Annotated in this window: 15 protein-coding genes and 1 tRNA gene; 8 read left to right on the forward strand and 8 right to left on the reverse strand. The window is 48.1% G+C overall.

Going from position 1 to position 15,114, the window contains the following annotated elements:
- Positions 1–210 precede the first annotated feature (210 nt).
- On the reverse strand, positions 211–684 hold the full coding sequence (locus ACNQKP_RS02445; RefSeq protein WP_011162933.1) for an FKBP-type peptidyl-prolyl cis-trans isomerase: 474 nt from the start codon (positions 682–684) through the stop codon (positions 211–213).
- A gap of 214 nt (positions 685–898) precedes the next feature.
- Here ACNQKP_RS02445 and ACNQKP_RS02450 point away from each other — a divergent pair, with 214 nt between their 5' ends.
- Genes ACNQKP_RS02450 through ACNQKP_RS02465 form a run of 4 tightly spaced genes read left to right on the forward strand, consistent with a single transcriptional unit; the run spans position 899 to position 4,831 of the window.
- Entirely contained in the window at positions 899–1,378 is a 480-nt protein-coding gene (locus tag ACNQKP_RS02450) for an HNH endonuclease (RefSeq protein ID WP_417864080.1), read from the forward strand.
- Positions 1,375–1,830, forward strand: coding sequence for a GNAT family N-acetyltransferase (locus tag ACNQKP_RS02455; protein WP_417862626.1), 456 nt, complete (start codon positions 1,375–1,377; stop codon positions 1,828–1,830). Before ACNQKP_RS02450 ends, ACNQKP_RS02455 begins: the two co-directional genes overlap by 4 nt.
- A gap of 20 nt (positions 1,831–1,850) precedes the next feature.
- Positions 1,851–3,494 carry a hypothetical protein gene (locus ACNQKP_RS02460; protein ID WP_011162931.1) on the forward strand — a complete coding sequence of 548 codons (1,644 nt, stop codon included), beginning with the start codon at positions 1,851–1,853 and terminating at the stop codon, positions 3,492–3,494.
- Complete coding sequence (locus tag ACNQKP_RS02465) at positions 3,491–4,831, forward strand: AmpG family muropeptide MFS transporter (RefSeq protein WP_417864082.1); 1,341 nt, start codon at positions 3,491–3,493, stop codon at positions 4,829–4,831. Before ACNQKP_RS02460 ends, ACNQKP_RS02465 begins: the two co-directional genes overlap by 4 nt.
- A 25-nt stretch (positions 4,832–4,856) precedes the next feature.
- On the opposite strand, the gene ACNQKP_RS02470 is transcribed toward ACNQKP_RS02465, so the two are convergent.
- Complete coding sequence (locus ACNQKP_RS02470; protein ID WP_417862627.1) at positions 4,857–6,092, reverse strand: ABC transporter permease; 1,236 nt, start codon at positions 6,090–6,092, stop codon at positions 4,857–4,859.
- The gene (locus ACNQKP_RS02475; RefSeq protein WP_417862629.1) at positions 6,089–6,715 is read right to left on the reverse strand and encodes an ABC transporter ATP-binding protein; all 627 of its coding nucleotides are present in this window, start codon (positions 6,713–6,715) and stop codon (positions 6,089–6,091) included. Before ACNQKP_RS02475 ends, ACNQKP_RS02470 begins: the two co-directional genes overlap by 4 nt.
- A 61-nt stretch (positions 6,716–6,776) precedes the next feature.
- On the opposite strand from ACNQKP_RS02475, the gene ACNQKP_RS02480 reads away from it, so the two are divergent.
- The 4 genes from ACNQKP_RS02480 to ACNQKP_RS02495 all read left to right on the forward strand — a co-directional run bounded on the left by ACNQKP_RS02480 (position 6,777) and on the right by ACNQKP_RS02495 (position 9,871).
- The gene (locus ACNQKP_RS02480) at positions 6,777–8,048 is read left to right on the forward strand and encodes an NAD(P)/FAD-dependent oxidoreductase (RefSeq protein WP_417862630.1); all 1,272 of its coding nucleotides are present in this window, start codon (positions 6,777–6,779) and stop codon (positions 8,046–8,048) included.
- Positions 8,049–8,092: 44 nt separating this feature from the next.
- On the forward strand, positions 8,093–9,202 hold the full coding sequence (locus ACNQKP_RS02485; RefSeq protein ID WP_417862631.1) for a 3-oxoacyl-[acyl-carrier-protein] synthase III C-terminal domain-containing protein: 1,110 nt from the start codon (positions 8,093–8,095) through the stop codon (positions 9,200–9,202).
- Positions 9,199–9,702 carry a hypothetical protein gene (locus ACNQKP_RS02490; RefSeq protein ID WP_417862633.1) on the forward strand — a complete coding sequence of 168 codons (504 nt, stop codon included), beginning with the start codon at positions 9,199–9,201 and terminating at the stop codon, positions 9,700–9,702. Before ACNQKP_RS02485 ends, ACNQKP_RS02490 begins: the two co-directional genes overlap by 4 nt.
- 78 nt (positions 9,703–9,780) lie before the next feature.
- Positions 9,781–9,871, forward strand: a tRNA-Ser gene (locus ACNQKP_RS02495).
- Positions 9,872–10,867: 996 nt separating this feature from the next.
- Here the strand turns inward: ACNQKP_RS02495 and ACNQKP_RS02500 are convergent.
- The 5 genes from ACNQKP_RS02500 to ACNQKP_RS02520 all read right to left on the reverse strand — a co-directional run bounded on the left by ACNQKP_RS02500 (position 10,868) and on the right by ACNQKP_RS02520 (position 15,083).
- On the reverse strand, positions 10,868–12,622 hold the full coding sequence (locus ACNQKP_RS02500; RefSeq protein WP_417862634.1) for a DUF262 domain-containing protein: 1,755 nt from the start codon (positions 12,620–12,622) through the stop codon (positions 10,868–10,870).
- A 100-nt stretch (positions 12,623–12,722) separates the two neighbouring features.
- Entirely contained in the window at positions 12,723–13,130 is a 408-nt protein-coding gene (locus tag ACNQKP_RS02505) for a hypothetical protein (protein ID WP_417862636.1), read from the reverse strand.
- Positions 13,088–13,396, reverse strand: coding sequence for a hypothetical protein (locus ACNQKP_RS02510; RefSeq protein ID WP_417862637.1), 309 nt, complete (start codon positions 13,394–13,396; stop codon positions 13,088–13,090). The genes ACNQKP_RS02505 and ACNQKP_RS02510 overlap by 43 nt, the downstream gene beginning before the upstream one ends.
- 273 nt (positions 13,397–13,669) lie before the next feature.
- On the reverse strand, positions 13,670–14,218 hold the full coding sequence (locus ACNQKP_RS02515) for a hypothetical protein (protein WP_417862639.1): 549 nt from the start codon (positions 14,216–14,218) through the stop codon (positions 13,670–13,672).
- A complete protein-coding gene (locus tag ACNQKP_RS02520; RefSeq protein ID WP_417862640.1) occupies positions 14,172–15,083 on the reverse strand; it encodes a hypothetical protein in 912 nt (303 codons plus the stop codon). The genes ACNQKP_RS02515 and ACNQKP_RS02520 overlap by 47 nt, the downstream gene beginning before the upstream one ends.
- Positions 15,084–15,114: the final 31 nt, after the last annotated feature.

A 15,114-nucleotide genomic window follows, 5' to 3' on the forward strand; every position in this document is an offset into this window, starting at 1 on the left:
CAATCCATCAAACTACAATGAGGCTGATCAAAAGGGTTCAGCCGCATCGAAATGCCAAAAGGGCATTTCGAGCCTTGCCCGAAGGGAATCGGACAGGAAGTCCGATTGCCACGCGGAGGGGTCCCCTTGAAGCGGAGGCGTGCTCCAAGCACGTCGAAGCGAAAAGGGTCCCCCGACAACGCAGTCGGATGGGCCCTTTTCATCGGCCGACTAGTGGCCACTGTTGCCGTGGAGTCCGTGCGGGTGTCCATGCAAAACTTCTTCCGCCGTCGCCTCACGAATCAAAACCATCTCAATTGCAAATTCAAGATCCTGACCTGCCAATGGGTGGTTGCCATCCAAAGTAACTGCTTCGTCAGTGATTTTAGTCACGCGCACGATGTGTGCACCCTGACCCAATTCCAAACGCAGGTGAGCACCGACTTCCAATTGTGGAAGGTGCGCAAGCTCCGCTTTAGGAACGTCCATGAACATATTGTCTTTCACTTCGCCGTAAGCGTCTTTCGCTGCCAGCTTCACAGTTTTTTTATCGCCCTCTTGCAGGTCTTTGATTTCTTCTTCAAGTTTAGGAATGATCTGACCCGCACCTTCCAGGAATGGAAGCGGCTGGTTGCGCTCAGAAGCGTCCAATACGTTGCCGTCAGGTCCTTTTAAAACGTAGTTAAATGCCAAGACTCTTTTCATTTATATGCCTCCTGTGCGCTTGATGCCGACGGTATCCCATTTTGGACCTATTCAGGCAACCGAAAAGACCCAGTTCTTTTGAATATTTAACGAGACACTTGAAATTGAGACGCAGAGCTAGATATAATCATATTTAGGATCGCGCCTGAGGGGGGAACGCATGATGCACATGTCCTCGCTGAGGTCTTTGTTGCTCAACTCTAGCTACGAGCCGATGCAGATCGTAGGTTGGCAAAAGGCCTTGGTATTGTGGTTTCAGGGAAAAGTGGAGATATTGGAATATCACTCTGCGTTTGCCCGGTCGGTACAACGAAGGTTTCAGCTGCCCAGTGTCTTGCGGCTGAAGACGTATGTACGACCCCGGACTGCCGGAGCCGTCCGATTCTGCCGGGAAAACGTTTATATCCGCGATAATTATACCTGCCAGTACTGTGGCACCAAACTCGCCGCCAAGCTCCTCACTCTTGATCACGTTGTCCCCGCATCTCATAACGGCCCTAAAAACTGGACCAACGTTGTTTCCGCCTGCCGGGACTGCAATCAAAGAAAAGCAAACCGAACTCCCCGCACCGCCAATATGCCTTTACTGAGTGAGCCCCGTGCTCCATCATGGTTGCCAACACTGCAACTGGAAATCGGCGAGGATCACGTGCCTCCCGACTGGACGCCCTATTTAAGACTGAATACCGGATGACGACTGAGTACGAATTTAAAACCATCACCACCGCCGAAACTCTGCCGATCCGCCAAAGAGTTCTTAAGCCTCATCTGCGCGCCGAAGAATGCGTGAATCCGGGAGACGATCTTCCGACCACGTTCCACTTCGGCCTTTTTATTTCCGGAAATCTTGTTTCCGTCGCGACCTTCATCCAGGAATCACATCCCGCTTTTTCTGCCGGCTATCCTTATCGCCTGCGTGGCATGGCCACGGATGACAGCTATCGCGGTCTGGGCCTGGGACAAAAACTGGTGCGCTTTGGTGTGGAAGAATTAAAAAGCCGTCGCTGTGACCTGGTGTGGTTCAATGCGCGCATCAAAGCTTTTCCGTTCTATGAAAGACTTGGATTTTCATTCTATGGACCGCTGTTTGATATCAAGGATATCGGTCCCCATAAAACCATGTACAAGCATCTTATTCCCCGTTAACCTCTTTGCAGGAGGAATCGGTGAATAAGGATGTTCACAATCAGCTGACCTCAGCACTGACCACCATCATCAGCGAAACCAACGGGATTTCGCTTTCTGACACCATTGATCTGCTTTTGTCTTCGAAAATGAAAACAGAGAATCTGGATGCCTACGGCCTCGTGGTCGAATTCCGTGATCTGCTGAATCGTTTTCAGATCAATCAGGTGACGATCTCGTCACTACTGAAGCACCCCATGTCCGCAGCGCTGTTTGAGTTTTTCAAGAATTTTCCATTGAAATACAACGAAGAGCACATTCACCTGACCGGAGCCATCACCGCCGAGTTCATCTTTCCACGCCTGAAAAAACTATTGGAAGGCCCGGACAAAGACATCTATGAACAAAAAATCAAAGAGGTCTATGGCGACAAAGCCCTGCCCATTCGTTCGGTTGAAGACGTCGACCGTCTGATCCGTCTGCAGGAAAATGAAGGCTTCTCGCGCTATCTGAAAATTCTGTATCTTCCAAAATTGATCTTCATCAATCGCGAAGTTCACAAGGAAGCGGCCTATTCCATGGCTGAAGAGCTGTATTATAAATTCAACGTCGGCCGCGTGCGTTTGAAGTTCTCGCTGTCCCGTTCAACCGCCAGCTCGTCAGAGCAAATTCCGGGTATCGACAATGTGACATCCGAAGACGTGGTGCTGGGCCTGTATGACGGCTTCCGTGCCTTCCAGGAAAAGCATCCGAACTTTGACTTCATCCTGTCGCCGTCTTTCAGAAAAGAAGCCAACCACTTTGATTCTGAAAAGTTCAAAACCCGCCAGGAACACTTCATGGAACAAATCAACGAGCTGGTCGACATGATCGACAAGTATCCGTTCCTGGAGCGCCACCTGCGCGATGTCGACACTGTCGGCGATGAGCGCGAACTTTACCGTAAAGAACATTTCAACGAAATGCAGGCGGGCTTCCGCAAACTTCAGTACCGTGGCTTTAAAATCCGTTCGCACCATGGTGAAACCTGGCACACTCTGAAAAAGGGCATCCAGGCCGTCGACAATGCCATGAACATCTGGCACATCGACACTCTGGAACACGGAATCAGTCTGGGCATCAATCCGAACAAATACTTCCACCGGATTTATCAGGACATTCTGGCCAAGAACCAACAGGGTCAGCCGATTTCTGAAAAAGATCCGTTGTACCGCGAGCTGACCGAACTGGACTGGGGCTTCAACCGCCACGTTCTGGAAAAAATCCTGAAAGGGACCAAGATCACTGCGGAAGAAGACATTCTGTTCGTCAAAGCCAAGTTCCACACCGCCCGCGAAGTCGAACACTATCAGCACGATGTTCTGAATCGTATGATTCAAAAAGGCGTGACCCTGGTGTCCCTGCCGTCCTCAAACAACAAGCTGACCGGCAAGTTTGAAGACTACAAGGACCATCCGTTTTCGTGGTGGGAGAAAAAAGGCGTGCAACTGGGCGTTGGCACCGACAACCACGTGACATTGAACACGAACTTCATTTATGAAATGCTGATCCTTCTTTACACCGATGCGGTGAATTTGAAGATCACAAAACTATTGATGGTAACCACTGGCGAAATACGCCGACCGTACATCAGTCATCTTCTGTGGAAGATGAGAAAGCAACTTGGAAAGACCGCGCACCGATGACGACTGCAAAAAAATCTCGCCGCCTGAGCTGGATGGACACAATCAAGTCCCTGGCTCGTCCCAAAGTTTCAATTATGCTGGCCCTGGGCTTTTCCTCAGGCCTGCCGTTTATGCTGGTCGGAAACACCCTGGGTTACTGGTTGCGTGAAAGCGGTATCGCACTGGCGACCATCGGCTTTCTTTCCTGGGTGGGTCTTGCCTACTCTCTGAAGTTTGTCTGGGCTCCATTGATCGATAAAATGAATGCCCCGATTTTCGGGGCCTGGCTGGGACGCCGTCGCGGCTGGATGATCATCTCCCAAATTCTGGTGGGGATCTGTCTGTTTGCAATGGCCTACATCAAACCTGAAGGCGGCTTGGCGCTGTTCACCCTGCTGGCGGCGATCGCGGCCTTTGCTTCCGCCACCCAGGACATCGTGGTCGATGCGTGGAGGATTGAGGTATCTGATGCCAGTGAAGACATGGCCTTGCTGTCGTCTTCATATCAGCTGGGTTACCGCGCTTCTTTGCTGGTGACAGATGCATTGATTCTGATCCTGGCTGGCGCGATTGGCTGGTCGGTTTCTTATTCTGCCATGGGCGCGTTGATGGCCGTGGGTGTGATTGCGACACTATTTGCCGCTGAACCCAAGCACGGACCGGCGAATGTTCCCGGGGCTGTGTCTTTGTGGTCTGCGCGAGGTTTGTTTGATGCCGTCGCAGGTCCGTTTATCTCTTTCTTCAAGCAACACGGTCAGCGCGCTTTATTGATTCTGGCGGCAGTGTGCTTGTACCGCCTTTCTGACTTTGTCATGGGTCCGATGGCAAATCCTTTCTATGCGGATCTGGGACTGAGCAAAGAAACTGTGGGCGCTGTTCGCGGGTCCGTCGGCTTGATCGCCTCGGTAGTGGGCGTGGCTGCGGCCGGCCTGACCGCCGTGCGTTTTGGCTTTATCTCGACGTTGCTTATTGGTGCGGTGATTGGTCCGGCTTCCAACCTTGGCTTCTCGGTTTTGGCGATGATGGGACCCAGCACTGAAGTGTTTACGGGCGCCATGATCGTGGATAACTTTGCCACGGGCTTTGCCGGGACGGCGCTGGTTGGATACATGTCGAGTCTCACGACGCTCGGATACACGGCCACTCAGTACGCCTTGCTTAGTTCATTCTATGCTTTGTTAGGAAAAGTTCTGAAAGGCTTCTCGGGACTTGCGGTTCAGAAACTTAGCGAAACCCATGCTCTGATGGAATCCTATGCACTCTTCTTCCTGGGAACTGCGCTGATCGGGGTTCCGGCTTTGGTGTTATGTATCCTGCTGGTTCGAAGTAATACGAAATTAAAATCTGCCAGCACCTAAAGAAAAGGCCCCGTACGGGGCCTTTTTAGTTTCTAAGCGAGAAGTGTACATCTTGATGATACACCCGGTACAGCGGCACAAAGACTGAAGCGGTCGTTGCCACGATTGCGGTGACCCACACCGGCGCACTTTCAAAAATCGAACTTGCCACGATATCCGGCCCCGGCAATGAAGTTCCCAGCATCAGTCGCAGCGCCGGGAATCCCGCCACATCCATGACCAGTCCAAAGAACACCGCCGCCAATCCCAGCAAGAAACCTTCCCACAACAGCCAGCCACCAATAGAACTTTTGCGATAGCCCATGGCGCGCAAAACTGCGAGCTGCAGGCTCATCGCCTCAAAGCGGGTGATCAGCATGGCGGCCATGGATAGTCCTCCCAGCACAAGAATCAAGATCGTCACAAAGATTCCCAGCTCTTGCCCGGCGCCGACCAGTTCATTCAGTTTTTTTATTTCGACCGGAACATCCACCGCCTGCCCCACCGTGCGGTTGTTAACCAGATTTGCCAGGCTGTCGAATCCTTGAGGATTCAAATAAACCAGGAAGTAATTCAAAACCCCTGGCCCCCAGATAGAGGCCTCGGTCATATTCAAAATCTTCATCGCATTTTGCGCTGTGGATAAGTCAGTGAAAACCAGACGATCCCAAGTGGAATGGGTTGAATCAAAGACCCCCACGACCTTTAACTTCACTGAAGAGCTCGCAAACACCTTGGGTCCCAGCCACAATTTGCCGTCTAACTGATCGCCCACTTTAAGACCGTGTTTTTGTGCAAGCAAATACCCGACAACAGCTTCATTGATCCCTGTAGCCCATCGGCCCTCTTTCAGCTTGGGACTGTCTTCAGCACGAGGCCTGCTCACAAAGCTTTCGTCAGTCGCAACAACTCGCACGTCTCCCCATTTTGCAAAATACAAAAACGGGATGACGGATTTGATAACGGAAGGTTTGATCTGGGCACCATCTTCAAAGCGCACTGTTTGCTCTTGGCGCAAAGATTCAAAAAGTTTTAATGGCAGATAACCCGGATATTCACCTTCAGCGTGCAAAGCACCCAGCAAAATATCAGTTCCGCCGGATTTAGCGCCGATAATGGCATCCCCGCCTTTTCCCAAAGTTGAAAATCGGCTTTCCGCCAGATTGTTCAAACGAAGCAACATTCCCGCACACGCCACCGAAATCGCAATGGCGGCAATAGCCAGGCAGGAAGGAACCGGCCGACGGGTCAGATTCAGGTAAGCCAACTGGAAGGATTTCATGCGGTCAGCTCCTTGAACGACATCACTTGATCAAAGTACTTCGTGATCCGGTGATCATGACTGACTACAATCAAAGTCTTTCCGGCAGCGGCCTCTTTCAAGGCTTGCATGACAAATTCCATATTGGTTTCATCAAGGCTTGAGGTCGGCTCATCCGCCAGAATAATTTCAGGCTTTTGCGCCAGCACACGGGCCACCGCCACACGCTGCTGTTCACCCAGGCTTAAGTAAGACACGCGGTCTTGGGCCTTTTCACCCAGTCGCACTTTCTGCAAAGACTCTTTTGCAGATTCTGAAACCAGCAGAACATTTTCTTCGCAGGTCAAATGATCCAGCAGATTCAGCTTTTGAAAAATCACCCCGATTTTATCTCTGCGCAGATCACAGAGGGAGTCATCGTCAAGATGGCTGACACGATGAGGGCCCACAAAAACTTCGCCCTCCTGAGGAGTGAACAGACCGGCGATTAAATGCAACAGTGTTGTTTTTCCAGCACCACTTTCTCCCTGCAAAAGCAGATGATGACCATGGGGAATGTCAAATTGACGGACAGAAAAGAGCAATCTTCCGTTGGGAAGTGAAACTCTGATGTTTTTTAACTCTATGTTCAGATTTTCTTCCATGACACAAAGATTTTCATCATCTCTTGCAAAAGGCAATGTTACAGTGCTCTCAGAGGTTCATATGCCAAAAAAAGTCGTCATCGTCGGTGGTGGTTTTGCGGGGCTGAAAGCCGCGCGTGTTTTTGGAAACAACGCAGATGTTTCTGTCACTCTTATTGATCGCCGTAATTATCATCTGTTCCAGCCTTTGCTTTATCAGGTAGCCACAGCAGGACTTTCTCCAGCAGAAATTTCCGGCCCAATTCGCGGAATACTTTCCAAATACAGAAATGTCTCTGTTTTCATGGACAACCTGGAAAGTGTCGACCTGAAAGATAAAAAGATCCACGTGAAGGATCGCGATGTTGATTACGACTATCTGATTCTGGCGTGCGGAGCCAAACACAGTTACTTCGCGCACCCCGAATGGGAAGAAAATGCTCCGGGATTGAAGACTCTGGAACAAGCCACCGAAATCCGTCGCCGCCTGCTGATGGCTTTCGAACGCGCCGAAAAAGAAACTGATCCTGAAAAGCAGAAACAACAGCTGACGTTCGTGATCGTGGGTGCGGGCCCAACGGGTGTCGAGCTTGCCGGCACCATCGGTGAAATCAGCCGTCACACTTTAACCAAAGACTTCCGCCACATTGATCCGTCACGCACCCGCGTGATTCTGATTGAAGCAGGCCCAAGAATTCTTGCCGCCTTCCATCCGGATCTTTCCCGCAAAGCCGCGGCAGATCTGGAAGACCTGGGTGTGCAGATTTGGACCAACACGCGAGTCACGGATGTGAAATCCGATTCCGTGGTGTTGGGCGATGAGGTCATCAAAGCCGCCACCATCTTGTGGGCCGCGGGTGTTCAGCCTTCCAGCATCAACAAAACTCTCAACGTGCCTCTGGATCGCGCGGGCCGAGTGATCATCGAAAAAGATTTAAGCTTGAAAGAACACCCGGAAGTGTTTGTTTTGGGCGATCAAGCTTGTTACCTGACCGAAAATGGCCAAGCCCTGCCTGGACTTGCTTCGGTGGCTATGCAGCAAGGGACCCATGCTGCGAATCAGATTTTGCGAGAACTCAGCGGTAAACCCCGACTTGATTTTAAGTATCTCGACAAGGGCCAGATGGCCACAATTGGCCGCCGTAAAGCCATCGCACAAATCAGCAATCTGAAATTCAGCGGATTCTTTGCATGGATTTTGTGGTTATTCATTCACGTCTATTATCTGATTGGTTTTAAAAACAAAGTCTTCGTTATCTGGCAGTGGGCTTATGCTTACTTCACCTTTAAAAGAGGTGCGCGTTTGATCGTCGATAAAGAGTGGCGTTCCAAACCTAAGCCGCCTGTTTCGTAACACTGGATCTATTCAAGTCTTGAGGCTGTCCTTAGCCTCAAGACATGTACTTACAAAACTTCCACTCCATTCAGCCGCCCTATCAGAAAAACCAGAAGGAATGCCTTGAATGGCTTTCCGAAGCCCACAAACTGGCACAAAAGAATCAGGGATACTCGCAAGAGGACTACCTGAAGATGCTGCAACGAGTGGGATGCCCGGAAACGCAGATCGAAAAAAGGTATTTCTTCATTCCGGATGTGGAACGCTCCAACTGGGATGACAAGCCGATCTATCCGGTTAAGTCCAGCTCTCACGGCGTCAGCATGCACATGCGCCACGAGTACTATCACAAGACTGTGAAAGAGCTTTTTGAGCGCATCTATGCCGATCGCACTTTCCCCGATGATCTGATTCACGTCAGCTGCACCGGATACATCTCGCCCAGTGCGGCTCAGATGACCGCCGTGAAAGCGCCCAAGCCCGTCACCGTCACGCATTCCTATCACATGGGATGCTATGGTGCTTTCCCCGCCCTGCGCATGGCCTCGGGCTTTTTGGCGAATGAAAACATTCTGGGGAAAAAGCTGACCGTGGACCTGGTGCACACGGAGCTTTGCAGTCTGCATTTGAATCCCGAAGATCCCACCTTGGAACAAATGGTGATTCAAAGCCTGTTTGCCGACGGCTGCATTGCTTATTCAATGTCCACTCAGCAGCCCAAACAGGGATTCAAGATGCAGTCCTTGTATGAAGAACTCATTCCCAACACCACTGGCGCCATGGAATGGATGGTGTCGGACTGGGGTATGAAGATGAGTCTGTCAAAGGACGTGCCGATGATGGTGGGTGATAAGATTCGCGACTTTACCACACGCTGGCTGGCAGAACGTGGGTACGATCTTTCCCATGTCGTCAAAAACGGCCTGTTCGCCGTTCACCCCGGCGGACCGAAGATCATTGATCAGGTTGTGAAGCATCTGGAGCTGAAGGAAGAACAAGTCGCCCACAGCCGCGCCCTGCTTCGTCAGCGCGGGAATATGTCTTCGGCAACCTTGCCGCACCTGTGGGAGCAGATTCTTCGCGACGACAGCGTTCCGTCAGGGACACCGATCATCAGCTATGCTTTCGGTCCGGGCCTCACTGTGTGTGGAAGTTTGATGGAGAAACTATGATCAGCGCATTTTTAGTTGTGTCGGGCATTCAAGGGGCGGCCATCCTATTTGATGAGTTCGTGTTTCATCGCCGTCGCGGACTTCCACGGTGGGAACGCATCGGGCACCCCATCGACACCATGTCAGTGATTGTGTGCCTGCTGTTTCTGGCCTTTGTGGACCGGACACCGGTCACCGAGGTGGTGTACTACATTATGGCGGGCGCATCGTGCTTGCTTGTGACGAAAGATGAATGGGTTCATCGCAAGCTTTGTTCAGCCGAAGAAATGTGGCTGCACGCCATTTTGTTTTTGATGCACCCTTTGGTTTTATTCACCGGGATGGCCGAATGGGAAGACAACCGCCCGCTGTTCCTGGCCGTGGCCGGAGGAATCTTCGTCTTTTTTGTCTATCAGGTGATCTATTGGAACTTTGTGGAGGCCCAAGCTCGCAAAGCCAAGCAAAAGGCCCACTACGCCCGGGTTCTGCAGGAAGACCTGTACGAATACTTCGGAGAATAGACCCAATTTTTTGGTACAAGTCCTTGCATTGCCGCGTTGCGCTATGATACGTTGGCTTCTCTTTACGTTCCTGTTTGCGGAGAGGTGGCCGAGTGGTTGAAGGCGCACGCCTGGAACGCGTGTGTAGGTCACAAGCCTACCGAGAGTTCGAATCTCTCTCTCTCCGCCAATTTCATTTCTAACTGACACCGCAAGTTCCCCTGAAAAATTAAATAGTTAATAGAAACGGCGAAACCACAGTTGCCGTTATTTTTACCCTATTCGAGCTGATTTCCGCAACTTTTGGCATGAGATTTTCAATACAACGTTTTTCGAAAGCTAAAACGAAAGGCGGAAATTCATTATGCCAAGACAGAAAAGAAGCTCACACAAAACACCACTCGCGACTTTCTTACAGAAGATTTTGCGAGAACAAAACATCTCAATACTTGAGGCCTCTAGAATCGCGGGATGCGCCCCCTCTGTGCTTCATGGCTGGATACAGGGCTCTTATCCTTCGGAGACAATCGATAAGCTTAAAAAGCTTTGCAATCACTTCGGATACTCTCTCGCCATCGCATTGAGCGGAGAGCCTGACAAGATCAGCAGCAACTTCAATCTCAATGAGTACTACACTCAGACCACGGTCTTTGAAGGTCTCGCACAAATCCAGATTAAAAAACTCGAACCTCTAAGAAAGGGAGGATCCGATGAAAGATAAAATCTATGAATGCGAAGTGAAGCGCCAATATCTGATCGATGGCCAAAGAGTATGGAAGTGGAAACGAAGTCCAGTGTCGGAGGTCGTAGAGGGAGAAGAGATAAGATGCTACCAGTGCCATGGCAAGGTACGGCATCATAAAAAAAGAGTGGAGCACGGACCGCGCGACCATGTAGAGCACTTCTCAAGAGACGACTCTAAAAGGTGCCCGCTGGGATACTACTTTGAACCACTGTAGTGTAGTGAGGGTATTTAGTCGTTTAAACAATGCCCTGACGTTTAAATGATTCGTGCGTTGAGAACAGAGTGCCAAGCGTTGCCAAGAGGTGCTCCTGCAAAGATCATTTATCTTTTCTGACGGAAGAAAAAGGTTCTGTCGAATGGCCTATGGGCTATTCCCTAATTACAGAATGGCCCAGTACAATTTCAAAAATTGCCGTTCGGAGAGCCTTTTAGACCGCCCGATTAGACATTTATATCGTACTCTTTACGAATTCTTTCGATAACCATTGAGTGATTCTTTCTTAGATCACTAGGTGTCCACTGATCAAAATTAGCCCAGATTCGCAGAGAGTTTGGATTGGTCTGAATATTCTTAACAAAATACTTTTTCATCTTATCTTCAAAATCCAGCCTTCCAAGAGAAGAGTTTTTACCCCTACCCATCAAAATCAGATTCCCAATCTTATGAGTCCACTCCTCGCGATCTTTCTCCGAGAAATCTTTATACCATTGACTGTCAGAAGATGGATTTTGTGGAGCGATATGTTCGATGCTGATTGTTTCGGGCAGATGATACGGCCCTTCTGAGCTACTATAATAGAAATCGAGTTTAAATAGTAAGTATCGGGCAAATTTTCTACCATAAACGTCGTCTTGAACATTCGATAAAAAGCTTTCATGATCGAACGCAAAGATACTGCTTGATAGTAAACTATCTATCGACGCAGACTTTTCAATTGCCGTAATAATGGCGGCCATGTTTTCGATTCTCGTGGTTGGAGTTTCTCCAGCCACCCAGTCACCTGAGAATTTTCTATCAAGCAAAACCAGAAAATCGTAGATGCTCTTAAATTCGTATTTATCGAAGTACGCAAGCAATGGTGGAATCCAATCAGTCGATGGAAGCGCGTTCGCCATAATCAAAATTAAATTGTCGAACTTCCAGTCCATTTCTAAGCTTTGATTCTTACCTGAGAATAAAGTGCCGTAGTTCTCGCGATGCTTTTCAATAAGCTTTAGTGTTTCAAGGCCCTTACTCAAGAGCGGTCTTTTTGACTTATTGTCATTTCCATATATACGGTCCTCAAATTCCTTAAGAAGACTTAAACGCGCCTTATCCTTAAGAAGCAACATTCTGATGTAAGACAGAAACCTATCAAAGTGTTCGCCGAATTCACTTTCAGTGTCTTCCCAAAACTGGCTATATCTCTTTCTATCTAAATCGTTCTGAAGAACACCCAGATTCCAGGCTTTAAGAATATCGCTTTGGCTTAGCGGCAAACCTCGGTTATTTAGGATAGTAAAAAGCTGGAAAGCGTCCTCAAAATCTTCAGTGGCAACATATACCATTAAAACATTGTTCAATAGAAACGGAAAGAAAGTGTCGATAGAAGGGGCTTCGGGTGATGAAAAAAAGGAGTTCATGGTCTGAATCGCCTCAGCCATACTCTTTACAGTTACATCATCCGATCTGGCTGCCTCCGTTCTTATGGATTCAATTTCAAGAGTTGCATCTTGCTTCTTAACGAAGGCTTCCAAAAAGTCTCGAGCACCGTCTCTGGTTTCAAAGAAAATGCGAAATCTTTCAGGAATACGCAAGTCAGGGTTAGCTTGTTGATAGATAAATTTCTGACAGGTGTCTTTCCGCGTCTGATTACCGGTTAAGTCTCTTATGACCGCAAAAAGAAGCATCAGTGTTGTTAGGCGCTGTTGACCGTCCAAAAGATCATTTTCATCGAAGCTTACTGGGGATCGAGTGCCAGCTTTCTTTTGATAAACGAAAGAACCCAAAAAGTATTCTCCCGCCGGATTGAGTATTGCTGCCTGAGATACATCTTCTAAGAATGTTTCTATTTGCTCGCGTCCCCATCTATAAGGTCTTTGATACTCGGGAATACGAAACCACAATTCAAAGATATTTTTTACGCTGATTTTATCGCTGTCGATGGAGCCTCTTTTAATCATTTGTCCCTCTGGATGTATAAACTTGTTTTGCATTATATTTTAAGAGTTCACGCCTTTCAATGAATCGCGGCTACGCACCTATTCCATTAAGACCTTTAACCAGATGAAGAAGCCTGGTGTCGCGCTATTTCCCCTAGAGTATTCCCCTATCCTCGAGATGACGACGCAAAGATTCACTTTTAATTCGCCCCTGTATGACTCGAAAAGATCCTTCTTTCGAAGCATTAGCACATAAAGCAAATTCTTCGTCCGTTAATGGACTTCTTCCAAAGGTCTTAAAGAAGAAGAACGGCGCCAACTGCTGGCGACCTGTGAAGGACATGCTGATTTCTATGATCTGAAAACTTCTGTTTGACCAATCGTAAAGATCGGTGGCCGTACATATAACCTTACAACCCATCCGCGAAGCTTCCTCAAGAAAGATCAACCATTCATCAGAGACTCTTTTGCTTAAGGCGAAGTCAATGCTGTCGATGAAAATGGCTTTAAATGATTTTGCTATTGCTGCGCAGTCGAGATCAAAGGGCAATATTTCTTGCATGGAGCAGAAGTGAATAAGTCTTCAAAACTGAGCTGAGGACTATCGTCTTTTAGAGCAGAGAAGACAGAGCCAACCAGGTGGGTTTTTTCAGAGCCAGCAGGGCCAAGGACAATAAGAGGCCATCCATCAGAGGATTGAAGGTATGCTTCCACAGCAGAAAGCGCACTTTCATTATCCGGCAATTTGAGAAAAGGCGTTGTTCCATACCTGTGTTTGCAATCGTTAATTTCGGCGGCGGCTTCTTTGACACTAAGATCTTGAGACATGCTGTCCTCCTTGATTAGGAAGGAAAAAAATCTTTCCCCTATGTGTTTTAGGGGACAACGCGTCCGCATGCTGCACTGCTCAGGAATCTTTTTCGCCAAATCAAATACGGTTGCAAAGACAAGCATACGATTGAATATTTGTGGCACCACTTTTATAGAATTTGGAGATGCGAACGGATCATGGCAGATCCCCCCATACTAAATGATGTCACTCGAAAGTGAACTGGAGGACATCGTCGCTTATTTAAGCCATCTATTGGAAAGTGCTTACTTCTATTTGTTGACAGGATCTGGGGCCACGCCGTTGGTAATTTCAAGGAACCCAGATGGATCTACCCAAACAGATTTTCCGGTCGCAGACCTCTTCTCGGCTAGCGTGCTATTTTTAGGTTTATGAGACACCCTTGCACTAACTCGGAAAGTCGATCCTCTAACCACCTGAGCGGTGTCGCCGAATACTTCCTTACCTACTTTTGCCGCCTGTTCGAAATTTTGCTCCGGCGGCACAAAGATGACAATACTTTCGATTTGACTTGAGACTAAGCTATCTTTGGTTGAGTTGAGAAAAGCGGAATAGGCATCAATGCTAATCTTTGCACAGACATTTGATTGCGCAAAGAACTCAACGTCACTTCTATTTAAGGTCCTTTGCTGTCCCTTGCAAGGCACAATTTTTACCTTTCCATCCTTTTCTTCAAAGGACTTTACGTATTCATTTGTTCCATCCTTTTTTAGAAAGACCGTGCCAGGGCCCCTCTCATTTGCCCGGGCAGCACTATAAAGAGTCAAAGCAAGCAGGAAAAGCGCGATTTCTTTCTTCATTTGATCCAAACCTTTTTAAATAGGAAAATTCTTTAACGTCACTTCTAGATAGATCCACTGTTCTGTAAACATCACCGCTGAGCTCTCGAATCAAAACAAAAGAGTCATTTCTGGAAATAAGCCAACCTGGTCGATATCCATCGCCAACTTTTGCGGATACCAGCGTGATGCTTGGACAGATAATTGATAGAAATTTTATCTCTTGCTCTTTCAGTGATTGCGCGACATTTAATGTAAATCCAGAAAAGAATAGCAGCGCAATTGCAAACATCACGCTGAAGCTATATACACCAATTCTGTGCTGTTTGATGTCCTTGACACGTTTTATATTGAATGGCAGATCCAAAAAGTAGAGAGCCGCAGCGAAGCTTGAAAGAGAAATAACGACAAACATCGCATACTCTAGGCTGGAATGAAATAACCTTTGATATACAGGAATGGTTAAAGAAACCAATAGGAAAATTACTATATGAAGTACCGTCGATAGCCACTTCCTACCCTTAATTTTCCCATAATGATTTGAAAGATCACCCAACCACCTTACCGGCGGAAAGAGCAACACCAGTCCCGTTATAGCAAGAAAGAGATGCCAAGGAAAAACTGTTGAAGCTTGAACTAATTCAAACAAGCCGAGCCGAGACAATGTCAAATCTGGCGGAAGCTCAAAGAGAGAGATCTGTGCATTTCTATAGGCAAGCAGCTGAGCCACAAAGATGATTACAAGCCACAATATCGCCGAGAAACATATTCGCAACATCGGATCAGCTCTTCCAGTTTCACTAAGCCAGATGCCGATTTTCAACGGCACCTTAACGTACCAGGGAGCATCAATATCAACGGTTTCATTCTGACTATCCTCACTCATTATAAACCTCATTTGGTATACTTTATCGAAA

The sequence above is a fragment of the Bdellovibrio bacteriovorus genome (assembly GCF_048286975.1).
Lineage (GTDB): Bacteria > Bdellovibrionota > Bdellovibrionia > Bdellovibrionales > Bdellovibrionaceae > Bdellovibrio > Bdellovibrio bacteriovorus_H.